Origin of the sequence: Salinispora vitiensis, from assembly GCF_000378825.1 — a bacterium.
GTDB lineage: Bacteria > Actinomycetota > Actinomycetes > Mycobacteriales > Micromonosporaceae > Micromonospora > Micromonospora vitiensis.
In genome coordinates this window covers 4,568,608-4,590,916 of the sequence record NZ_KB900388.1, presented here as the reverse complement: position 1 = coordinate 4,590,916, position 22,309 = coordinate 4,568,608, and the positions used below count along the sequence as shown (strand labels likewise).

Genomic DNA, 22,309 nt, shown 5'->3' with positions numbered 1-22,309 from the left:
GGCGGAGCCCGCTCCCGGTCTCCTCGCCCAAGCCCGGCTGATCACGTTGGCGTGAGCGCTTTGCCCCGGGGACGCTGCCGGTCACGGCGGACCAGCACCGCGACGGTCAGCGCGGCAACCGCCGCCACCCCGGCCATCGCCCAGAGCACGGTCCGCAGCCCGCTGGTGAAGCCGGGATCAGCGAGTTGGCCCGCAGTGGTGGTCGCCAGCACCGCCCCGACGACCGCGATGGCCACGGTCTCGCTCGCCAGCCGAGCAGTATTGATCATGCCGGCGCCGGTGCCGGCCCGGTGTGGCGGGACACTACCGATGGCGAGCGCGTCGAGCAGCCCGATGGACAACCCGATGCCGGTACCGATGACGAGCAACGGGCCGGCCAGATCAGCCGGGCCGCTGGTCGGGGTGATCACCGTCGCCCACGCCGCCCCCGACGCGACCGTCAGGACGGCGGCGACGATCACCGCCGACGCCGACACCCACCGGGTCAGCGCTCCGGCGAGCAGCGGCAACACCACCGTCGGCGCGGTGAGCAGCACCAGGGTCAGGCCGGCGGAACTGGGCGTCAGGCCGACCACCGTGGTGAGGTACGACGGCAGATACACCAGCAGCGGCACCAGGACCGCGACGACGGTGGCCGCCGCCAGGCAGATGCCGACGAAGCGCGGACTGGCCAAGAGGGCCAGGTCGAACATCGGCTCGGGGTGGGACCGCTCCACCCGGACGAAGACCACGAGCAGCGCCACCGTCGCCGCGAAGGCGGCCACGATCCTCGGGTCTCCCCAGCCGTACGCCGGCCCTTGCACGAAACCAAAGATCAACAACAGCAGCGCGGCGGTGAAGGAGACGGTCCCGCCCCAGTCGAGCCGGCCCGCGTGCGGTTGACGCGACTCCGGCAGCCACGGAACCAGCAGCAGCACCGCCACCGCCACCAACGCGGGCACGGCGAACACCGCCCGCCACCCCAGAGAGTCGATCAGGAGCCCCGCGATCGTCGGGCCGAAAGCGAGGCCAGCGCCGATGGCCATCCCGAAAACGCTGAACGCGCGCGTCCGGGCCGACCCCTGAAAGGTGTTGGCCAACAACGCCCCCGCGCTGGTCGCGGCGGCAGCCGCACCGACACCGGCGAGCGCGCGCAGCCCATTCAGCAGGAGAACTTCGCCGACGGCGCTCGCCAGCAGCCCCGCCCCAGCGAAGATCACAAGCCCGATGGTGAAGACCCGCCGCCGACCGAACAGGTCGGCCAGGGCGCCCGTGGCGAGCATGAAACTCGCGAAGGTGGCGTTGTAGCCGTTGACCACCCACTGCACCCCAGCCAGGTCGGCGCCGAGATCCCGCCCGATCTCCGGCAACGCCACCGAGGCCCCGGTCAGCGAGAGCGGCAGCGCGAAGGTGGAAACCAGGACGGCGACCAGCACCAGGACGCGTCGGTTCTGCACAACTCCCCCGTTCCGTTCGAGCCGCTCCAGGCTAGTGGCCGCGGTCCGGGCAGCCATCAGGCCCGGTGGAGCGCCGGGCGGGTACGGGAGGCTGCCGGCGGTCGCCCTTCGGCGACCGCCGGCAGCACCGGGTCAGGGCAGCCAGTCCGGCCGCAGCGGGTAGCTCGTCACCCCCGCGGCGCTGGTCCGCGTCGCCAGCACCTGGTGGAGTTGGATGGCGTTGCGCTCGAACGACATCCGGGAACCGGCCATGTAAAGACCCCACACCCGAGCAGTTCCCGTGCCCACCTCGCCGACGCAGAAGTCCCAGTTCGCCACGAGGTTTCGGCACCAGGCCGCGAGCGTCAGCGCGTAGTGGCGGCGCAGGTTCTCCTCGTGCTGCACCTCCAAGCCCACATCGTGGATCTCGGAGAGCACCCGGCCCGGCCCGGCCAACTCGCCGTCCGGAAAGACGTACCGGTCGATGAAAGCGCCGGAGCGGTGCGGCGCGCGGTTGTCGGCGCGGGTGATGCAGTGGTTGAGCAGCCGACCGTCGGGCCGCAGCCGGTCCCGGAGCGAGCCGAAGTACTCCGGATAGTTGCGTACCCCGATGTGCTCGGTCAATCCGATCGAGGAGACCACGTCGAACTGCTCCGGCGGCGTGTCCCGGTAGTCGAGGTACCGCACCTCGGCCAGCCCGGTCAGCCCCTCCCGCTCGATCGCGGCCTGCGCCCACTCGGCCTGCGATCGGGAGAGGGTCACCCCGAGCGCCTGGACGCCGTACTCGCGGGCCACGTGCCGGACCATGCCGCCCCACCCGCAGCCCACATCCAGCAGCCGCATCCCGGACTTGACCGCCAGCTTCTGCGCCACCAGGTCGTACTTGGCCGCCTGCGCCGTCTCCAACGAGTCCTGCGGCGAGCGGAACAGCGCGCAGGTGTACGTCATCGACTCCCCGAGCACCTTCTCGTAGAAGGCGTTCGACACGTCGTAGTGGTGCGAGATGGCGCTGCTGTCCCGGATCCGGGAGTGGCGCAACCCGCTCAACACCCGCTTCCACCGGGGCACCGCCTCCTGGGGCGGCGGTGGCGGCGGCAGCAGCCGCTCCCAGCCCAGGCCCCGGACCAGGGCCAAGGCCTCGGGCACCGGCGGGATCCGCAACCGCACCTCGTCCTTGAGGACCCGCAGCGCCTCGTACGGGTCACCCGGATGCACCCCGGACAGGCCCAGGTCGCCGCTGACATACGCCCGGGCCATCCCCAGGTCGCCCGGGGCGGTCAACAGGTACGACAGGCCGCGCGGGGAGCGGATGGTGAGGGTGATGCCGGCGTCGGCCGGGCCGACGGAACTACCGTCGTACCCGGTGATCCGCACTGGCAGGGGCTCGGTGGTCAGGGCTCGAATGACGTCGGCCATGGTGCGGCCCCGATTGCCGGCCGCCTTCGGCGTGGCCGCGGAGACGCCCGCCGACTCCTGCTGTCGATCAATCAGACTCATGCTCGTGCTACCGCCTTCTCGTACAGTCCGGTTAGCCGGTGGGCCGGGTCGTAGCGGTCCTTGACCGCCCGCCAGGTGTCGCCGCCGTAGAGCCGGTCAAACACCTCCCGGTCGTAGTACGCGTCGGAGTAGAGCGACTTGTGCCCGCCTAGCTCCGACACCCTGCGTTCGATCGCCCGGTTCATGTCGCCGTCGGCGGCGCCCCCGGCGATCGGCACGCTTCCCCAGAACCCAATGTTCACGTAGTCCTGCCCGGGCCGCAGCGGATACAGCGGCCAGGACCGGGCCGATCCCGGCCCGGTCGGTTCCCGCAGCCGCAACGGGCAGAGCCAGACCGGGGTCATTCGCACGGCGTCGGCGAACCAGCGCAGGAACTCGGCGGTACGCCCCAGCGGGATCTCCACGTCCTGCACCACCCGTTCCCGCGCCGGCTGGCCGCGCCACCGGTCGATCCGCGCGGCCACCTGATGCCGGTGCTCCAACCGGACCAGCCGGTGGTAGAAATCGCTGCGCCGCCAGCGCGCCGGCCAGACCCGGCGCAGCACCGGGTGCTGCGCCCCGAACGCCGCGGAGCACCAGAACCAGTCGGTGTCCCAGCGCCACAGGTAGTCGTGCCCGGTCAGCGCATCCTGGGTACGTTGCTGCAGCGACCGGTAGTAGATCTCCTGACCGGTGTAGTCGCTGACCGGCCCGGCGTCGTCGGTGAAGGTGGCGAGCAACAGGTACGCCTCGTCCGGGCTGAACATCACCCCGTCCATCGCGTCCACCGCCGCACCGGCCCACGACCGGGTGACGATGACCTCGCCGATGGCCTCGGCGAGCTCCTCCAGCCGGTTGAACCGCACATTGTGCAGCGCGACCCGCCGGCCGATCGGTTGCAGCTCGATCCGCAGTCGGGTCGCGTAGCCGAGGCTGCCCAACGAGTTGGGGAAGGCGGCGAACAGGTCGGCGTGCTCTCCCTCCGGCCGGGCGGTGATGACCTCCCCGGCCCCGGTGAGCACGTCCAACTCGGTCACCGACTCGTGCGGCAGCCCGTTGCGGAACGACGTGGACTCGATCCCCAGGCCGGTCACCGCCCCGCCGAGCGTGATGGTGCGCAGCTGCGGCACCACCAGCGGCATCAGGCCGTGCGGCAGGGTCGCGGCAACCAGGTCCTCGTACGTGCACATGCCCTGCACGTCGGCGGTGCGGGCCGCCGGGTCAACGTGGAGGACACCGCCGAGGCCACTGACATCAAGGCCGGGCGCGCGCGGTGCCGCGCGCGGGCGGAACAGGTTGGATGTGCGCTTGGCGAGCCGAACCGGCTGTCCCGGCCGCACGGCCGCATACGAGCGCCGGAGCTGGACCACCGCCTGATCATGATCACGCACGGCATTCATCAGATCACTTTAAGCCCAACCGGGGTCGCAACGCTGTACGTTCATGGTGGTCGATGGTGGAAATGTCAACCTGACCAGCCGGCGGCGGCCTAGCGTAGGGTCATGCCGAAGGCCGTTTGGAACGACCTCGTGGTCGCGGAGAGCAACGACACCGTGCTGGTCGAGGGAAACCACTACTTCCCGCGCTCGACGCTGCGCGACGACCTGATCCGGGAGTCCGACACGCAGTCGGTCTGCCCGTGGAAGGGAACCGCGTCCTACTACGCGTTAGAACACGACGGCAGGATCAGCCCGGACGCGGTCTGGTACTACCCGAATCCGGGGCCGGAGGCGGGGATGGTCCGCCACCGGATCGCCTTCTCGGATGACGTCCAAGTCGTCGACTGAACGGCGACGCGGCCGGGGCGGCTAGCCGCGCCCCCCGGTGGTGGGTCAGGATGCCGGCATGTCCGCCTCCACCCAACGCCCCGACCCGGCCGGCACCGTCTACCGCCGAACCGGCGCCACCGGCCCTCGGCTGCCCCGCGATCCGCTGACGTGGGTGGCGGTGTTCGTCGGCGCGGCCGGCCTCCTAATCGGGGGCTTCTTCGTCCTCGGCGGCCCGGGGGCTGACGGCACGCCAGCCGTCCCGGCGGTGGCCGCGACTCCGTCCACCGGTGCAGCGACACCGGCGGGGCAGGAGCCGCCCGCCCCGCCCACCGTGACAGTCAGCTCCCCGACGTCCACTCCGTCCACCGAGGCGGCCAGCTCCCCGCCGGCCATCCCCACCGGCCCGACAGCGTTTCGCCAGGTGGCGTCGGGCCGGTGTCTGGGCGTCGACGGAGACGGCGCACGGGCGCCCGCGAGGCTCCTCGACTGCCGCGGCGACGACCCGCGGCAGCGATGGCTGCCCAACGCCACCGGTTCGGGGCTGGTGAGCCTGGTCAACCAGGCCTCGAACATGTGCCTCGACGTGGAGGGCGCCAACGACGCCGACGGGGCGCGGCTGCAGCAGCATCCGTGCCACGGCGAGGCCAACCAGCAGTGGCAGCTCGTACCCGGCGCCGGTGGGCAGGTGTTGATCGCGGCGCTACACAGCGGCCGGTGCGCGTACCCGGACGGCGGCCGGCTCGACGCCGGCACCGAGATCCGGCAGATCACCTGCGTTGACGTACCCGACCAGCAGTGGCAGTTCGGCTGACCGGCTACTCGGCCACCCGAAGCATTCTGAGCTGGGCCCGGTGTTTGGGAAGGTGGACCCGGGCGTGCAGGTCCAGCACCCGCCCCCAGGGCAGTGGGCCGTCCACGACGAGGTCGTAGCCCTCTCGCAGGTGGGTGTCGACCGCGGTACCGGCCGCCGGTCCGAGCCGGTCAACCAGGGCCACCAGCCGGCTACTGGTGGTGCGCAGCCGGGCGTCCAACGCGTCGAGGTCCCCGAACTCGGCGACCAGGGCATCGACCTGGGGCCGGTGCATCGTCTCCAGGTCGTAGTAGGCGTACGGCGAGCCAGCGAGGACCGCCTCGGTCGCCTCGATCATCAGCTCGTCGTTCGCGACGAGATGGGCCACGATCTGTTCGGCACCGAGCCGCCCCGGCGGCGCCGGGCCGAACCCGCCCGCGGCCACCTCTGCGAGCAGCTCGTCGTAGGCCCGCCCCAGCCCTGCGCTGTCCACGCCTGCCAGTCAAACCCGCGACGCGCCGGTCCGCGTCGCGTTCCGGTGCGGTGTTCACCCGGACGGGTGCCCAGCGGCAGCCGGCCCAAGCCGGGCGAGCGCAGCGTCGAGGGCGGCACGCTGCGCCGCCCCGGAGTAGGTGGCCGGGTCGACGGCGGTCAGCGTGTTCAGCCCTTCGACCAGGGCCACCAGCCCGGTGGCGGTGGACGAGCAGTCGGCCGCGGGCCAGTCGGGCCGGACCGCGGCGACCAGTCCCCGCACCCGATCCACAAACCGGCGGTTGTAGCCCCGGTGTAGCTCGGCGAGGACCGGGTCGGCCAACGAGGCGGCCAGGAACCCCACCCATACCCGCGCCTCCTCCTGACGCTCCGTGGTCGGGGCGGCGGCCTGGAACAGCACGGCGCGCAGCGCCGTGCCGGGTGTTTCGGCGGCGGCCTGCAGGGCGTCGGCCCGCTGCCCGGTGCGCTGGTGCAGCAGCTCACGCGCGTGCACCAGCAGGGCCTGCTTGTCGGCGAAGGTGTGCAGCACCATCCCGGTGGTGCAGCCGGCCCGCTCCGCGACGGCGCGCAGGGTGAGACCGGGCAGGCCACGTTCGGCGAGCACTGACCAGGTGGCCGCCGACAGGCGTTGCCGCTGGTCAACCCGGTCACGTCGGCTGGCCATCCACCCTCCTGCGGTCCGGCTCTTCCTTCCGGCAGGCCCGCGCCCACCCCTATCTCGTAACGTACGTTACGGTAACGCTTGTTACGAGCGGTCCCCCGCTGGGGTGCGACCGGCACGAACTAAGGAGGACCTGTGATCTCCGTCCGCCCCGAGCCGTGGGAGTCCACCGACAGCACCCGACTGCGCGCCGCGCAACGCGCCGAGTTGGACGCGCGCTACCGCAGCGACAACCACGAGCCGGGCGCCCCGCCCACCGCCGACAGCATCCCCGTCTTCCTCGTCGCCCGCGACCACGGGGGCGCCCCGCTCGGCTGCGGTGGCCTCCGCTTCCTCTCCACCGAATCCGCCGAGATCAAACGGATGTACGTCGAGCCGGACGCCCGCGGCACCGGCGTGGCGACCGCCATCCTGCAGGCCCTGGAGGATGCCGCCCGCACCGCCGGCGTACGGACCCTGCTGTTGGAGACCGGCCCCGCCCAGCCCGACGCGATCCGCTTCTACGAACGCGAGGGCTACCACCGCATCGCCAACTTCGGCCCGTACCAGGACGAGTCGCTCTCCGTCTGCTACGCCCGCGAACTCGCCTGACCGGATCGGCGGCTACGCTCCTGATCGTGACCTACCAGGCCGCCGCCACCCGCTACGACCAGATGACCTACCGGCGCAGCGGGGCCAGTGGCCTCCGCCTACCGGCGATCTCGCTCGGCCTGTGGCACAACTTCGGGCCCGACCGCCCCTTCGATCGGCAGCGGGACATCGTCCGCCGGGCCTTCGACCTCGGAGTCACCCACTTCGACCTCGCCAACAACTACGGCCCGCCGCCGGGTGCCGCCGAGGAGAACTTCGGTCGGATGCTCGCCACCGACCTGAAGCCGTACCGCGATGAACTGGTCATCTCCAGCAAAGCCGGCTACCTGATGTGGCCCGGCCCGTACGGCGAGTGGGGATCCCGCAAGTACCTCGTCGCCTCGCTGGACCAGTCGCTCCGCCGCCTCGGGCTCGACTACGTCGACATCTTCTACAGCCACCGGTACGACCCGAACACCCCGCTGGAAGAGACGATGGGCGCCCTCGACGCCGTCGTCCGGGCCGGCAAGGCGCTCTACGTCGGCATCTCCAACTACACCGCCGAACAGACCCGGCGGGCCGCGGCGATCCTGCGCGACCTGGGCACCCCGCTGCTGATCAACCAGCCGTCGTACTCGATGCTGAACCGCTGGACCGAGGAAGACAGCCTGCTCGGCACCCTCGCGGAGGTCGGCGCGGGCTGCATCTCCTTCAGCCCCCTGGCCCAGGGCCTGCTCACCGACCGCTACCTCGACGGCATCCCGGCCGACTCCCGGGTCCGCACCAGCGTCCACCTCTCCGAGCGGGACGTGAGCCCGGAGCGGCTGGTCACCATCCGCGGCCTCGCCGCCATCGCCCAACGTCGCCGCCAGTCCCTCGCGCAGCTCGCACTCGCCTGGGCCCTGCGCGATCCCCGGATGACCAGTCTGATCATCGGCGCCAGTAGTGTCGCCCAACTCGAGGCCAACCTCGCCACGTTGGACAACCTCGAGCTGACCACCGAGGAACTGGCCGAAATCGACCGCCAGCTCGACTGACGTCGGCCCGAGGTCTCTACTACTTTCACCACTCTCTCGGCAATCGCGGAAGCTAACCTGCCGCTTTGCCTGAGACCGTCGGTGCCATGCACGAGAACAACGCGCTCACCCCATTTCGCATCGACATCCCACCGGCCGACCTCGACGACCTGCGTAACCGGCTGGCCCACACCCGCTGGCCCCACCCGACGCCCGGCCGCGACGACCCCAGCGACTTCAGCCGCGGCATCCCGCTGGTGTACCTGAAGGAACTCGCCGAGTACTGGCACGACGGGTTCGACTGGCGGGCACAGGAGGCCAACCTCAACGAGTACGAACAGGTCACCACGGTCGTCAACGGCCAGACGTTCCACATCGTCCACGTACGATCGACGAACCCGCAGGCCACCCCGCTGATGCTGAACCACGGCTGGCCCGGCTCATTCGTCGAATACCAGCACCTCATCCCGCTGCTGACCGACGAGTTCCACCTGGTCATCCCGTCGCTGCCCGGCTTCGGCTTCTCCACCCCGCTGTCCGGGACCGGCTGGGAGTTGGCGCGGACCGCGGCCGCCTACGCCGAGATCATGACGCGTCTCGGCTACGAGCGGTTCGCCGCCCACGGCACCGACATCGGCTCGGGCACCACCGGCCGCCTCGCCGCCGAATACCCGGAGCGGGTCATCGGTACGCACCTCGGCATCGACCCCCACCTGCTCGGGCTGGTCGGCGACAAGTTCCCCTACCCCGACGGCCTCTCCGCGGACGAAGTCGCCCAGATCGAAGCCGTACGCACCGAGGACGCGGCCGACCGCGGGTACCTGCTGATGCACAACCACCGCCCCGACACCATCGGTGCGGCCCTCACCGACTCGCCGGTCGGCCAGCTCGCGTGGATCGCCGAAAAGTTCAAGAACAAGGCCAACGGCACCTACCAGACCCCGGACGAGTCGGTCGACCGCGACCAGCTCCTCACCAACATCAGCCTCTACTGGTTCACCCGCAGCGGCGCGTCCAGCGCCCAGTTCTACTACGAGGCCGAGCACTCCGGCCTCGACCTGGTCATGGCCGCCCCCGTGCCGACCGGATGGGCCGTGTTCAACACCCACCCACTCGTACGCCGCGCGATGGACCCGGGGCAGGCAATCAGCCACTGGAGCGAATTCACCGAAGGCGGCCACTTCCCCGCGATGGACGCCACCAAACTGCTGGCGAACGACATCCGCGCCTTCTTTCGCACCATCACCTGACCCCGCGGGCCCACGTTTCGAGGATGGCCCGGCGACAGCCGGGCCATCCAGCTACTTTGGCGAGGCTCCTTCCGGTCACGGCTTCCGGTCACGTTTGCCAGCCCCCGGCGTCGGCACCACTGCCATCGATATCATCGAGCCAACCGACCGCGGAAGGAAACTCACTTGTATCGACCACACGCCTATCCGGTGTCCATCAAAGGCGTCTGCCTCCGCGACAACCGTGTTCTGCTGCTCCGCAACGAGCGCGAAGAGTGGGAACTGCCCGGCGGCAAGCTCGAACCCGGCGAGGACCCGGCCGCCTGCGTCGGCCGAGAGATCAGCGAGGAGACGGGCTGGACGGTACGGGTCGGCCCGATCCTCGACTCCTGGCAGTACCACATCCGCGACGGCGTCAACGTGCTGATCGTGACCTACGGCTGCTTCGCCGACGACGACTCCCCGATCACGGTGAGCTTCGAACACAAGGAAGGCCGCCTGTTCGCCGCCGACGAGATCGCGGACCTGCCCATGCCCGACGGGTACCGGCGCTCGATCGACGACTGGTTCACCCGGCTCGAGTCAGATAGCGGAAGCGAAAGGGGCTTGTGCTAGGGTCGCGCCCGTGGTAAGCCTCGATGTCATCACCGAACGGTCGGATCCGGCCGTGCAGCGGATCAGCGACGTCGTCAAGCACTCGCGATCCGCCGTCCGCACCGTGCTCATCGAGGATGCCGAGCCGCTCGTGGAGTGCATCCGCGCGGGATTGGACTTCGTCGAGGTCTACGGCGTCGAGAGCAGCCCCTTCCCCGACGAGGTGCTCGCCGCGTGCCGGCAGCGAAACATTCCCGTTCGCCTAGTCGCGGTCCCGATCATGAGCAACCTGTTCAAGGTCGACAAGAAGCCCAAGGTGTTCGGTGTGGCACGCACGCCGCGGCCGTGGAGCTTCAACGATCTGTCCCGTACGACCGGTGACATCATCGTCCTAGACGGCGTGAAGATCGTCGGCAACATCGGCGCCATCGTGCGCACCTCCTTCGCGCTCGGCGCCGCCGGCATCGTGCTCGTGGACAGCGACCTGACCACCGTCGCCGACCGACGCCTCGTCCGGGCCAGCCGAGGCTACGTCTTCTCACTGCCGATCGTGCTCGCGTCCCGGGCCGAGGCGATCGACCACTTCCGGCACAGCAGAGTCCCGCTGATCGCCTTCGACACGGACGGCGATCTGGCGGTCAGCGATCTGCGCGACGCCGACGAGCCGCTCGCCCTCCTGCTCGGCGCGGAGAAGACGGGCACGTCGCAGTCATTCGAGAGCATCGCCAGCAGCACCGTGTCGATCCCCCTCAATCCGGACGCGGAGTCGCTGAACGTCTCGGTCTGCGCCGGGATCGCCCTGTACGAGCGGTCCTCCTGGAACCTCCCCGCACGAAGCCCCTCGCCGCGCCCGGCGGGGAACGGCCGGCAGGGCGCTCCCCGGCGCAGCGGCAGACCCGTACGGTCGGGACACCGAGGCCGCCCCGGCCGGTAACCGGGGAGCGGCCGCGCCCTGATCAGTGATCCGGCGGCCCACCCTCGAACGCACCGGCCGACGCCTTGAACGACTCGGTGGCGCTGTCTCCTTCGGCAGCCCGCTTCGAACGGACGTATCTCACGACGGCCGCCTGGTGACCGGACCCGCGTCGCGCCAGCCGGGCCGCACCAAGCCCCATTCGTAGGCCAACACCACGAGCTGCACACGGTCCCGGGCGCCCAGTTTCGTCATCACGCGACTCACGTGGGTCTTTGCGGTCGCGACACTGCAGCTCATCCGCTCGGCGAGTTCCTGGTTGGTCAGGCCACCGGCGACCAGTACCAGCACCTCCCGTTCCCGGGCGGTGAGCTGGTCGAGGTCGGGCGCCGCTGGCGGCTCGTGGCTGCGCGCCGCGTACTCCTCGATCAGCCGGCGCGTCACCGACGGCGCGAGCAGGGCCTCGCCAGCGGCGACCACGCGCACCGCCTGCAGTAGCGCGGCCGGCTCGATGTCCTTCACCAGGAAGCCGCTCGCCCCGGCCCGCAGGCTACGGAAGATGTACTGGTCGTGCTCGAATGTGGTGAGGATGACGATACGGATGCCGGACAGCGCGGGCTGAGCGGCGATCCGCCGGGTCGCCTCGATGCCGTCCATCCGGGGCATGCGGATGTCCATCAGCAGCACGTCCGGTCGCGCCTGCGCAGCGACCCGCAGGGTCTGCTCGCCGTCGGCGGCCTCACCGACGAGCTCAATGTCCGGCTCGGACTGCAGCAGCGAACGCAGACCAGCCCGGACCAGGGTCTGGTCGTCGGCCAGCATCACCCGGATCATCGGGAATCGCCGCCCAGCGGCATCCGGGCGCTGACCACAAAGCCGCCGTCGTCGGCACCGCGCGCCTCGAAGGTCCCGTTGACCGCGGCCACCCGCTCCCGCATGCCGAGCAGGCCGTTACCCTGCGGGAACGGCTCGGGCGGCGCACCGCGGCCGTCGTCCCGGACCTCGACCGCCACCTCGCCGCGCTCGTGAACGATCCGGACCCGGGCACGGACGGCACCAGAGTGCCGGATCACGTTGGTCAACGACTCCTGCACGATGCGGTAGACCGCGAGGTCGAGGCTGGCCGGCAGGACGGCCCGCACGTCGGCCACGTCGGCCACGTCGAGCGCGACGTCGACCCCATTGGCCTCCGCGTCCCGGACGAGACTGTCGAGGTCGGCCATGCCGGGCACCGGATCGGTGGGCAACTCGTCCTCGTCAACCCGGCGCAGCATGCCGAGCGTCGACCGCATTTCGACGAGCACACCACGGCTGGTCTCCCGGATGGCCAGCAGCGCCGCACGCGCCTGGTCGACGTCGCGGTCGATCAGGTGGGCCGCGACCCCGGCCTGGATCGTCACGGTCGAGATGCGGTGGGCCAGCACGTCGTGTAGCTCGCGGGCGATCCGCATCCGCTCCTCCACCGCGCGACGCCGGGCTTCTTCCTCGCGGGTGGCCTCGGCCAGCGCTGCCCGCTCCTGCACCTGACGCAGCCGCTCCTGGTGGCTGCGGGCCGCCTCCCCCACCGCCATGATCAGCGAAAGCCAGGCGACCAGCCAGACCGCGCCCTGCGTGTTGGGCTCACGGTCGTGTAGCGGTCCGAACAGGAATACCCCGGCCAGGAAAGCGAGGGCGGTCATCCCGGCCGCAAGCCGGTGCCGCGACACGACGGCGAAGTAGATCGCCACGGCGGGCGGGATGGTGAACGCACCACCGGGAAAGTTCAGACCGTGGTACGTAAGGGACAGCGCGAGCGTGCCGGCGAGCATGACCAACGGCCAGCGGCGGCGCAGTGCGATCAGGGCGGCGTCGGCGGCCAACAGCAGATAGCCGAACGCCAGCGGGGGGCGGGGCGCGCCGTCCCCCCAGCCGATGACGGCCGTGGCCGACAGGCTCACCGCAAGCACGATGAGCGCCGGCCCGACCTCCCCAGCAAGGCCGTGCCGTGCCGCCCGGCCCCAGCGGGCCACCGGGCCTGGTGAGCCCGTCCCGCCTCGGCCGGGGGAATCCCGGTGGGGCGGCAGCCGGTCAGCGAGCACCCACCCAGGTTAGTCGCCCGGTCGTGGCCCGTCGCCCGACCGGCAGTGGACTCGTGCGTACATCCGGAGGCCAGCCGTTGCCCGCGAAGCTGGCCGCAGGATGTAGCCGAAGCGTCGTCCGTGGCCCGACGCCCCATCGAGCACGCTTCGGCAGACTCGTGGCCAGGGACGCCGTCGAGATCAGCAGGCTGCAGATCGCCGGGGGACGGAGGCATCCATGTCGGACAGCGTAGGAACGGATGATCCGGCCATTCTCGTGCCCGGCTCGTGCATCCAGGTAGGGCATCGAACGGGGAGGAACGCGAGGGAATGCGGGCGAACGAGACAACGGCGAGCGGTGCGGCCGTCACCGCACAAGACCTGAGGCGGGTGTACGGCAGCGGCGAAGGGGCGGTCCGCGCGTTGGACGGCGTGTCGGTGTCCTTTGCCCGGAACCGTTTCACGGCGGTCATGGGCCCGTCCGGCTCGGGCAAGTCGACGTTCCTGCACTGCCTGGCCGGCCTCGACCGGCCGACGTCCGGTGCGGTGGTGGTCGCCGGTCAGCAACTCGCCCGGTTGAACCGGACCGCGCTGGCCAAGCTCCGCCGGGAGCGGATGGGCTTCGTGTTCCAGGCGTTCAACCTGCTGCCGGTCCTCACGGCGGAGGAGAACATCACCATGATCGCTCATCTCGCCGGCCGCCGGGTCGACCGCGCCTGGATGGCCCAGTTGGTGGCCCGGCTCGGCCTCGCCGACCGGCTGGACCACCGGCCGGCCCAACTCTCCGGCGGTCAGCAGCAGCGGGTGGCGATCGCCCGAGCGTTACTCACCCGGCCGGACGTGGTCTTCGCCGACGAGCCGACCGGCAACCTCGACTCCCGTTCCGGCTCGGAGGTGCTGCGGTTCCTGCGCGAGGCGGTCGAGACGGAGAACGCGAGCATCGTGATGGTCACACACGATCCGACCGCCGCGGCCTACGCCGACGAGGTGCTGTTCCTCGCCGACGGTCGGACCGTCGACACCCTCGCCGAGCCGACCGTCGACGAGGTCCTGGCGCGGCTGCGCCGGATCCCGGAACCGAGCTGATGGCCGGCGCGCGGCTCCTCTGGCTGATCACCCGCCGCACGGTGGCCGAGCGGTGGCCCCGGCTCGTCGGCACCATCGCAGCCGGTGCGCTCGCCACCGGTCTGCTCGCGGGGTCGTCGCAGTTCATCCTCCAGTTCGCCACCGCGACGGACGACGTCGGCGGCAGCGAGTACGCCACCGTCTCCCTGGTCGCCCGGCCCGGTGACGCGCCCGTGCGGGGTCCGGAGAGCGGTTCCGGCGCTCGGGTGTCCGCGGCGACGGTCGAACGGGTCGCCGCGTTGCCGGGCGTCGCCGCGGCGGCCGGTGACGCGGCGGTGCCGGCCGACATCGTCGGTGCCGAAGGCCGGGTCGTCGCCCCGCCGGTCGGCGGTGGCAGCCACCTGCGGCCGTGGATCGCCGCCCCGCAACTGTCGCCGTACGCGCTCGTGGCGGGCCGGGCGCCGGAGGCGGCCGACGAGGTCGTCATCGACCGGCAGACCGCGCGCGGCGGCGAACTTCGGCCGGGTGATGTCACCGTCCTGATGCTGCCGGACGAGGCGGTCCGGGTGACGGTCGTCGGCGTGGTGACGGTCGGCGACGGTGACGGGTCGCTGAGCGGCCTCACCGTACTCACCGAGCCCGCCCGGGTACGCCGGGCCGCCGGGCTCGGCGACGACTGGCAGGCGCTCTGGGTTGCCGCCGCACCCGGGACCGGCCAGGCGGCGCTGGCGACACGCGTCGGGGACGTGGTCGCCGACGCCAACCCCGATGCGCAGGTGTGGGTGGGTACCGGCGCGGAGGTGCGGGCGTCCCAACGGCGCACGCTCGCTGAGCGGGCCGCCCAGATCACCACCAACCTCGGCATGCTGGCCCTGGTCGGTGCGTTCGTCGGGGTGTTCGTGCTAGCGGGAACGTTCGGCACGCTCGCCCGCCAGCGCTCGCGGGAGCTGGCGTTGTTGCTGACCGTTGGCATGACGCCGCGCCAGGTGCGGCTGCTGCTGCGCGCCGAGGCAGTCGTCGTCGGCCTCGCCGCGGGTCTGCTCGGCCTCCTCGTCGGTCTCGGCGTCGCGCGCCTGCTGGCCGCGTCGCTGGCCGGCACCGGCCTGGACACCGGTGGCGTCGGTCCACAACTCGGCCTTGCCTATCTGCTGCCGCCGCTTGCCGCAGGTCTGCTGATTTCTTGGTCGGCGTCCGCCCGCCCGGCGTGGCGGGCGTCGCTGGCGCCTCCGGTCGAGTCGCTCGCTGCGTCGTCGGCCGATCCGTCGGGCCGGTCCCGGCGGCGCCTCGTCGCTGCCCTGCCGGTGCTCGCCATGGCCGGCATGTTCGTGGCCCTCAGCTTCCTGGCTCGGCGGGAGGATCCGACGCCGGAGGGCGTGACGTCGGCCGGCGCGGCCGCCATCCTGGCCGGCCTGCTGCTGCTCTCCGCGCTGGCCGTGCTCGGGCCGTACGCGGTGCCGCCGCTCGGCCGGCTGGTCGGCGCACTCGCCGTCATGCTGCGCCCGGACGTCGGCCGGATGGCGCGTGCCTTCATCGTGCGCAGCCCGCGCCGAGTGGCCGCGGCCGCATCCCTGTTGATGCTGACCGTGGCCCTGGCGACGGTGACCTGGGCCTTGGTCACCTCGATCACCGAAGGCCGGGCGGACCGGGGCACGGTCGCTGTTCGGGCCGACCTGGTGGTGAGCACCGACGGAGGGAGTGGGCTGCCCGCCTCGGTTGCGGCCGACGTTGCCGCGGTAGCCGGGGTGCGGGAGTCCGCCGATCTGGTGCGGGCTCGTACCACGGTCACCGATCCGATTCCGCCGCCGAGGGTCCGTGGCCGGCCGACCGTCGTGCCGCCGCTCGCCGTCACCGGCGGGCGGGGGGCTGCGGTGGCCACGCTCGTCGACCTCGGGGCCGCCGACCCGCCTGTGTCCCGGCTCACCGACGGGCAGATCGCCGTCGCCGCGGACCTCGCCGAGGCGTACGACTGGCCGGTGGGTACCCGGTTGACCGTGCAGGCCACGGCGGGCGTCCAGAGCCTGGAGGTTGTCGCGACGTACTCACCCGAAGCGCGGGTGATGCTCGGGGACGCGCTCGTCACCCCGGCCACGATCCGGGCGATCGATCCGGTGGCGTTCGTCTCCGCGGTCCTGATCACCGGGGCCGAACCGGTCGCCGACGGGCTTCGGGAGGCGGTGGCAGACGTCCCCACCGCACGGATCGACCCGCCCCGCGCCTACCTGACCGGGCCGGGCGGCGGGCTGGTCTTCGATCCCATGCTGCTCTACGTCTTCCTGGGCGTCGCCATCGTCACGGCGCTGTTCGGTGTCGCGACGACGCTGTCCCTGTCGGTCGCCGAGCGCAGTCACGAGTTCCGCGTCCTCGGCGCGGTCGGCGCCACGGAACGGCAGATCCAGGCGCTGGTCCGGTGGGAGGCGGCGACGGTCGTCGTGCTGGGCACGGGGCTCGGCGTGACGACCGCGCTGGGCGTGGTGCGCCTGGCGCAGTTCGTCACGGAGAGCGATCTGATCGCGGCCCGGCTGCCCGGCTACGCGCTACCGGTGATCGTCCTCGGCGCCGTCGCCGTGACCGTCCTGGCGTCGGTGCTGCCCGGTCGCCGGGCGGCGCGGGCGCTGAGAAACCACGGGTCAACGAACAATCGGCCCGGTTCTCCCTCTCCGCCGGGATTGGACCAGCCACCGCCGTCGCGTTACCCGGCTACACCGGTCTGGGTGGAAGCACGTGCGGACAGGCGTTGACGCTCGGCTGCCACGACCTGCCGAACGAGCTCCGCCTCGGACAGGTCCACGGCCTCCGGACTAGAGTCAGCCATCTCGCTGACCCGGGCGAACTCGTCGAAGATCCGCCTCTTCCTCGCCAGCAGTTCGGTGATTCGCTGGTCCACGCCGTCCTCGGACAGCAGCCGGTGGACCTGCACGGAGCGCACCTGTCCCATCCGGTGCGCGCGGGCGACGGCTTGCGCCTCAGTCGTCGGCTTGAGCTGCGGTTCACAAATGACGACGACAGACGCGGACTGGATGTTGAGCCCGACACCGCCGGCGACGATCTGGGCCACGAGGACGGCGCCGTGCCTGGCGGAGGAGAGCTGGTCCACCATCTGCTGGCGTTGGCCGGCTGGTACAGAGCCGGTGAGTGGCCCGAACACCGGCCCGGGCAACGACCGGGCGACGAGGCCGAGGACCTCCCTGAAGTGGGAGAACACGATGACCCGGCGCCCGTTCTCCTCCGCTTCGCGGACGATCTCGATCAAGCGCTGCATCTTGGTGGACTGCGGTCCTTCGAGCATCGCCGCCTGGCGCATTTCCATGAAGTTCCCGCGCTCGACCGCGCCCCGATACCGTGAGCTGTCCGCCCCGGAGAGGGGCAGCCAATCCTCGACCTCGATCAACTCCGGAAGTTCGGTCAGCACGTCCTCCTGATTCCGGCGCAGGTAGGCCGGCGCGATCTGCCTGCGGAACATCCGCGGCGACAGGTCGCTGGCGTCCACGGTGAGGTCCGGACGTACGTGGGAGGCCAGGTTGCGAAACTCGTCGACCCGGTTCTCCAGCGGCGTGCCGGTAAGCAGGATCGCGCGTTCCGATCTCTCCACAAGCCGCTTGGTTCGGACCGTCCGCTGCGCTTGAGGGTTCTTGATGTAGTGGGCCTCGTCAACGACGACACACGCGAGGTCGTGGAGCTCCCGCAGCACGCGTTCCCACCACGCCAGGGTCTCGTACGTGGTCACGGCAACCCCGCCGTCACGCATCCACACTCGGGCTGCGCGTTCGCGCTCCGGTCCGTGGACTCGGCATGCTCGCAGCTTCGACTTGGCGGAGACCTCACGGACCCAGTTGGTCACCACTGCGGCCGGACAAACGACGAGGAAGTGTGTCTTACCTCTGCTTCGCAGGTGCGCGAGGACGGCGATCGCCTCGACGGTTTTGCCGAGTCCCATCTCGTCCCCGATGATGACCTTGCGCTGTACCAGGGCGAAGCGGGCACCGAAGCTCTGGTAGCCGCGCAGCGACGCCGTCAGGTGTTCGCCGTTGAGCGCTTGGTCGCGGACCGCCTGGATGATCTCTTCGGGTAGATCACCATGCGAGGCGTTCTCGTCTTCGGTGACGAACCCCAGTTCGGCGAGCATGGCGAAGTAGTCGGCGGGCCGAGCGAGGAAGTCGTCCCACGGGTCTCCGGCGACGTTCCTGCGGCGCGATCCGGACGACATGCCCAGTAGTTCGGCTCGCCGTTTGACGATCTGGATGCTCTCGGAAAGTCCAGCTGCCGGGAGTTGCCTGGTCGGGATCACAAGCAGGTGAGTGGTCTCGCTGTCGATCGCGGCTCGCAGCGGTGCGAGTTCCGATGCACGTTCGAGGTCCGCAGCCGCGCCTCGGGTCTGCCGGCACGAGTCCCAATCGGCGAGGCAACGCAGCAGCTGGGTGGTTTCGGGGTGACGGTGGTTGAGGTCGATGCGGACTGGCACCTCGTCGTAGGTCGCCTGCCGGAGGGTCTGCGCTGCGCCGAGCATGCGCCGCGCGGAGGTCTCGCCGACGCCCGGTAGCGCTTGGAGGGACCAGCCACAGTCCAGTACCCCCTGCACCGTGCTGACCCCCGCCCCGGCGAGTGGCCCAAGCCGGAGGCGATCCCGGGTAGCGGTCTTCAGCGCATCCACAGGCATCTCATTCAGGATCCGTTGGACCTCGGCCCGTCTCACCTTCTCACCCGCGTCGTGGGCAACCGATCTGTACGAGGCTTCGCTGGCGACGACCTTCGCGATGGCACCCAGCGCTTCCGGCAGCCCGTCGATGACTGGCCGGTCCAGGATCTCGGGTACCGGGCCCGTCCGCCCAGAGACAAGGTCGAAGCGGAGGGCGGGGTCAAGCAGTGTCTGGAACCCGAGCCGTCGGGGGTCGACGGGCGCAGTGAAGGCACCAAGCCGTTCAAGTCGACCGGGGCCGTCGCTGCGGAGAAGCGCCGCATGGTGAGCACGTAACAACTCGCCGGCCGCCTCCGCCGACTGCTTCTTTGCCGACCCGGCGAAGAAGCGGCGCACCCCGAGCATCGGCGCGACCTCGGAGACGGCGCGGGGTACGTCCGCCGCGAGGAGATGCAGCAGCGTGCGGTCAGCAGCGGTCAGCACGGGAAGCGTCGCGCGCTCCCAGAGGCGAGTGACAACTCCGGCGTCACTCCTCTGGAGTGTGAGTACGCGCCAAGCGGCCTGCCCGGCTCGACCCACCATGACGCTCCGCGCCCGCAGGGTCTTTTCGTCGCGGCTGGCCGCCTCTACGACAGCCTGGCGCCAGTCCTGCACGTCCTCGGCGCGGTGGCTCCACTGGCTGAAGTCCGCCGCGAAGCGACGAATCTCCTCACGCTCCGTCTTATTCATGCTCACCGCTGAGATCGATGGGATCTAGGCACGGTATCGTAGTGGACCGTTACCCCAACGGGGCCTCCGAAGACACAGTGCAGATCGCACACTGCCGCTACCGCGACGAATGAGGTAGCGGACCAAAGACCAACGAGCTGACCCGCTTCCGGCCGCTGGTCCGCCATCACCGTCTACTCGATCACGAACCTGACCACCGCCCAAGCCATCCCGACCACTACAACTACTCGGAATAACCTGAGACGGACAAAGAACTACCTCGCCTGAGCCCTGCCTACGCGGGCGTCCGGAAGCGGACCGCTGCACTGCATTGCCTCAGAGCTGGCATGTTATGTCACGCTTTTTTCGTCACGGCGATGCTGGATCAGGGCTTCGATACCGTCGAGCACGGTTCGCAGGCCGAACTCGAAAGAATCCTCCGGCTCGTCGAAGCCGCCCGCCTCCCAGAGCGACGAGAGTGTCGGATAGCCACCGAGCCGGGCATAGAGTGCGTCGCGGGCACCCCACCAGTCCTGCTCCGAGACGCCGCTGCGCTGCTCGGTGTACGCCACCTCGACCAGGCGTGTGGCCTCGGCGTCGACGAACCGGCTGACGAGGCCGACGACGGCGATGGTTTCAGCGGGCGTGAGGCCGGTGTCGGCGACTGCGCTGAGTAGATGTTCGTAGTGGGTCACACCGTTGGGGCCCGGTATACGCCGCGTGCCGCGCACCTGTGTCAGCCAGGGATGCCGCCGACGTAGCTCCCAGCCCGCACGAGCCAGTGCCGCCAACCGATCCCGCCACCCGCCGGCGGTCAGCACGGCGTCGGCAACCTGTCCGAGGACGGCGTCACACATGAGGTCCACGAGCTGGTTCCGGCCGGGCACGTGGCGATAGAGGGACATGCTGGTGAATCCGAGCCGCGCGCCGACCTTGCGCATGGACAGCCCTTCGAGCCCGTCGGCGTCGGCCACGGCGACGGCCGCCCGCACGATGCGGTCCACGGTCAACCCAGGTCGCGGCGGTGCCGGCTCCTCGGGTCGCCACAGCAGCTCGATCGTGTGGTCGGAGTCGCCCATATCCGCGCTCGCCATTCGCATCCTCCCGCAACACCCAACGCTGTTTACACTATAAACTTTGAGAGAAAGGGGATACGTCATGGTGGAGTTCCATGTCGCCCCATCGGGCGACGACGCCTCCGCGGGCACCGCGAAGCGACCGTTCGCCACGATGAGCCAGGCCCGAGACGCGGCCAGGCAGGTAGACGGTGACGTCGTGGTCCTGCTCCGAGCGGGCACCCACGTGCTGACCGAGCCGCTGACGCTCACCGCGGCCGACTCCGGCATCACCTTTCAGGCGTACGGATATGGCACCGACGCTCAGGAGAAGGTCATCATCAGCGGTGGCCGCGAGGTCACCGGTTGGCGCGTCACCGACGACGTCTGGCTGGCGGAGGTGGGGGAGCTGAACGCTCGTCAACTGCACGTCGATGGCCGCAGAGCCGAACGCGCCGGAATCGACCGCCTGCCCGGCGAGGTGACGACAACCTCCACCGGGTACGTCGTGGACGCACTGGCCTGGCAGAGTCCAGCCGACGTCGAGTTCGTCTACCGGGGGGTGTATCCCTGGACCGAGGCCCGCTGCCCGGTCGCCACGGTGACGGGCGACGGCCCCGTCAGGATCACGATGGTTCAACCCGCCTTCGCTTGGGCCAACGACCTGTACAACTCCTCGTATGAAGGACAAAACTCCCACGGACCGGGCTTGCCGACTCGGCTGGAGAACGACGCCTCGTTCCTCACCGAGCCCGGCACCTTCGTCCTGGACCGCTCCCGGGTCGGCCGCCACCTCCTGCACTACCTGCCCCGGGAGGGCGAGCATCCACAGCACACCACTGCGGTCGTCCCGGTCCTCGAAACGCTGCTGGTGGCCAGCGGTACGACCGAGGTCAACCTCCGCGGCTTGACGTTCGCCGATGCGACGTGGCTGCGGCCCGGCGACCAGCGGGGATTCCTGCACTACCACGGCAACGGCTTCTACGAGGGCGGCCCGATCAACAAGATCACGTTCGGCGAAGGCGCGTGGGTCATGGTCCCGGCCGAATCGTCGCTCATTCCGGCCTGCCTCCAGTTCGACGACTGCGCCCGCGTGGAGATCGAAGGGTGCCGGTTCACCCGGATGGGCGCGGCCGGTGTCGGGTTCTCGCGCGGTTCCGATCTGGCGGTGCGAGGCTGCGGCTTCGACACCCTGTCGGCCTCGGCGATCACCGTAACCGACGCCAGCACGGTCCTGATCGCGGACAACCGAGTCCACCACGTCGGACTGGAATACTCCGGTTCTCCCGGCATCTCCATCATGGGAACCCACGGCTGCACCGTCGCGCACAACGAAATCACCGACGTGCCGCACTGTGGCATCGTCGCCGGCACCGGCGAGGGCACCCGCATCCTACGCAACCACACCGCGCGCACCATGGGTGTGCTGGCCGACGGGGGCGGTGTCTACCTCTCTGGACCACAGGGCACCTCGGCCGAGAACAGCGCGGTGGTCGGTGGCAATCTCATCGTCGATACGCGTACGCCATACAACTTCGGGCTGTATACCGACTACGGCGCGGCGTGGGTCACCGTCGAGGAGAACGTCGTGCTCCGCGCGGACAACACCGCGGTCCTGACCGTCTCGCCACCGCTGGAGCATGTCGTCTACCGCAACAACTACTGGGATGCCGATCCAGTGGGCGCCGCTGACCCACCTGCCGGGGTCACCTACGAAGGCAACGCCACTCTCCCCGACGAGGACGAACTGAACGCCGTGACGGCAACCCTCCAGGCTAAGGCCGGACCACGCAGGACGTCACCATGAGGCGGAAGGGACGCCATGCACTGCAGCGAGGCCCAGGGTATCGGCTTTACGCCGCGGCC

Annotated in this window: 19 protein-coding genes; 10 read left to right on the top strand and 9 right to left on the bottom strand. The window is 70.5% G+C overall.

Features of this window, described 5'->3' with window-relative positions:
• Window positions 1-41: 41 nt before the first annotated feature.
• From SALPAC2_RS0121775 to SALPAC2_RS0121765, 3 genes are all read right to left on the bottom strand, one after another.
• Window positions 42-1,436 (bottom strand): MFS transporter, encoded by a 1,395-nt coding sequence (locus tag SALPAC2_RS0121775; RefSeq protein WP_018218739.1) that lies wholly within the window; start codon window positions 1,434-1,436, stop codon window positions 42-44.
• A gap of 132 nt (window positions 1,437-1,568) precedes the next feature.
• Complete coding sequence (locus SALPAC2_RS0121770) at window positions 1,569-2,912, bottom strand: SAM-dependent methyltransferase (RefSeq protein WP_018218738.1); 1,344 nt, start codon at window positions 2,910-2,912, stop codon at window positions 1,569-1,571.
• Entirely contained in the window at window positions 2,909-4,291 is a 1,383-nt protein-coding gene (locus SALPAC2_RS0121765; RefSeq protein WP_018218737.1) for an FAD-binding oxidoreductase, read from the bottom strand. The genes SALPAC2_RS0121770 and SALPAC2_RS0121765 overlap by 4 nt, the downstream gene beginning before the upstream one ends.
• A gap of 102 nt (window positions 4,292-4,393) precedes the next feature.
• On the opposite strand from SALPAC2_RS0121765, the gene SALPAC2_RS0121760 reads away from it, so the two are divergent.
• Both SALPAC2_RS0121760 and SALPAC2_RS0121755 read left to right on the top strand, forming a co-directional pair.
• Complete coding sequence (locus SALPAC2_RS0121760) at window positions 4,394-4,678, top strand: DUF427 domain-containing protein (protein WP_018218736.1); 285 nt, start codon at window positions 4,394-4,396, stop codon at window positions 4,676-4,678.
• A gap of 58 nt (window positions 4,679-4,736) precedes the next feature.
• A complete protein-coding gene (locus SALPAC2_RS0121755) occupies window positions 4,737-5,471 on the top strand; it encodes an RICIN domain-containing protein (RefSeq protein WP_018218735.1) in 735 nt (244 codons plus the stop codon).
• A 4-nt stretch (window positions 5,472-5,475) separates the two neighbouring features.
• Here SALPAC2_RS0121755 and SALPAC2_RS0121750 read toward each other — a convergent pair whose 3' ends face one another.
• Together SALPAC2_RS0121750 and SALPAC2_RS0121745 are read right to left on the bottom strand one after the other, a co-directional pair.
• Window positions 5,476-5,943 carry a hypothetical protein gene (locus SALPAC2_RS0121750; protein ID WP_018218734.1) on the bottom strand — a complete coding sequence of 156 codons (468 nt, stop codon included), beginning with the start codon at window positions 5,941-5,943 and terminating at the stop codon, window positions 5,476-5,478.
• 54 nt (window positions 5,944-5,997) lie between these two features.
• Complete coding sequence (locus tag SALPAC2_RS0121745; protein WP_018218733.1) at window positions 5,998-6,606, bottom strand: TetR/AcrR family transcriptional regulator; 609 nt, start codon at window positions 6,604-6,606, stop codon at window positions 5,998-6,000.
• Window positions 6,607-6,738: 132 nt separating this feature from the next.
• On the opposite strand from SALPAC2_RS0121745, the gene SALPAC2_RS0121740 reads away from it, so the two are divergent.
• From SALPAC2_RS0121740 to nshR, 5 genes are all read left to right on the top strand, one after another.
• Window positions 6,739-7,194, top strand: a complete 456-nt coding sequence (locus tag SALPAC2_RS0121740) for a GNAT family N-acetyltransferase (protein ID WP_018218732.1) — start codon at window positions 6,739-6,741, stop codon at window positions 7,192-7,194.
• A 20-nt stretch (window positions 7,195-7,214) separates the two neighbouring features.
• Window positions 7,215-8,210, top strand: a complete 996-nt coding sequence (gene mgrA, locus SALPAC2_RS0121735) for an L-glyceraldehyde 3-phosphate reductase (protein ID WP_026185008.1) — start codon at window positions 7,215-7,217, stop codon at window positions 8,208-8,210.
• 86 nt (window positions 8,211-8,296) lie between these two features.
• On the top strand, window positions 8,297-9,439 hold the full coding sequence (locus SALPAC2_RS0121730; protein WP_018218730.1) for an epoxide hydrolase family protein: 1,143 nt from the start codon (window positions 8,297-8,299) through the stop codon (window positions 9,437-9,439).
• A gap of 189 nt (window positions 9,440-9,628) precedes the next feature.
• Complete coding sequence (locus SALPAC2_RS0121725) at window positions 9,629-10,033, top strand: NUDIX hydrolase (RefSeq protein WP_018218729.1); 405 nt, start codon at window positions 9,629-9,631, stop codon at window positions 10,031-10,033.
• A 10-nt stretch (window positions 10,034-10,043) separates the two neighbouring features.
• Complete coding sequence (gene nshR / locus SALPAC2_RS0121720) at window positions 10,044-10,946, top strand: NshR/TsnR family 23S rRNA methyltransferase (RefSeq protein WP_018218728.1); 903 nt, start codon at window positions 10,044-10,046, stop codon at window positions 10,944-10,946.
• 120 nt (window positions 10,947-11,066) lie between these two features.
• Here nshR and SALPAC2_RS0121715 read toward each other — a convergent pair whose 3' ends face one another.
• Both SALPAC2_RS0121715 and SALPAC2_RS0121710 read right to left on the bottom strand, forming a co-directional pair.
• Window positions 11,067-11,759: a response regulator gene (locus SALPAC2_RS0121715; protein WP_018218727.1), complete on the bottom strand. Its 693-nt coding sequence runs from the start codon at window positions 11,757-11,759 to the stop codon at window positions 11,067-11,069.
• The gene (locus SALPAC2_RS0121710) at window positions 11,756-12,862 is read right to left on the bottom strand and encodes a sensor histidine kinase (RefSeq protein ID WP_223874111.1); all 1,107 of its coding nucleotides are present in this window, start codon (window positions 12,860-12,862) and stop codon (window positions 11,756-11,758) included. Before SALPAC2_RS0121710 ends, SALPAC2_RS0121715 begins: the two co-directional genes overlap by 4 nt.
• Before the next feature lie 450 nt (window positions 12,863-13,312).
• Between SALPAC2_RS0121710 and SALPAC2_RS0121705 the strand changes: the two genes are divergently transcribed.
• Together SALPAC2_RS0121705 and SALPAC2_RS0121700 are read left to right on the top strand one after the other, a co-directional pair.
• On the top strand, window positions 13,313-14,068 hold the full coding sequence (locus SALPAC2_RS0121705) for an ABC transporter ATP-binding protein (protein ID WP_018218725.1): 756 nt from the start codon (window positions 13,313-13,315) through the stop codon (window positions 14,066-14,068).
• Complete coding sequence (locus tag SALPAC2_RS0121700; protein ID WP_018218724.1) at window positions 14,068-16,785, top strand: ABC transporter permease; 2,718 nt, start codon at window positions 14,068-14,070, stop codon at window positions 16,783-16,785. Before SALPAC2_RS0121705 ends, SALPAC2_RS0121700 begins: the two co-directional genes overlap by 1 nt.
• Here SALPAC2_RS0121700 and SALPAC2_RS0121695 read toward each other — a convergent pair.
• Window positions 16,737-19,409 carry a DEAD/DEAH box helicase gene (locus SALPAC2_RS0121695; protein ID WP_018218723.1) on the bottom strand — a complete coding sequence of 891 codons (2,673 nt, stop codon included), beginning with the start codon at window positions 19,407-19,409 and terminating at the stop codon, window positions 16,737-16,739. The genes SALPAC2_RS0121700 and SALPAC2_RS0121695 overlap by 49 nt on opposite strands.
• Window positions 19,410-19,738: 329 nt before the next feature.
• A complete protein-coding gene (locus SALPAC2_RS0121690) occupies window positions 19,739-20,482 on the bottom strand; it encodes a TetR/AcrR family transcriptional regulator (protein ID WP_223874112.1) in 744 nt (247 codons plus the stop codon).
• A gap of 64 nt (window positions 20,483-20,546) precedes the next feature.
• Between SALPAC2_RS0121690 and SALPAC2_RS0121685 the strand changes: the two genes are divergently transcribed.
• The gene (locus SALPAC2_RS0121685; protein ID WP_018218721.1) at window positions 20,547-22,250 is read left to right on the top strand and encodes a right-handed parallel beta-helix repeat-containing protein; all 1,704 of its coding nucleotides are present in this window, start codon (window positions 20,547-20,549) and stop codon (window positions 22,248-22,250) included.
• Window positions 22,251-22,309: the final 59 nt, after the last annotated feature.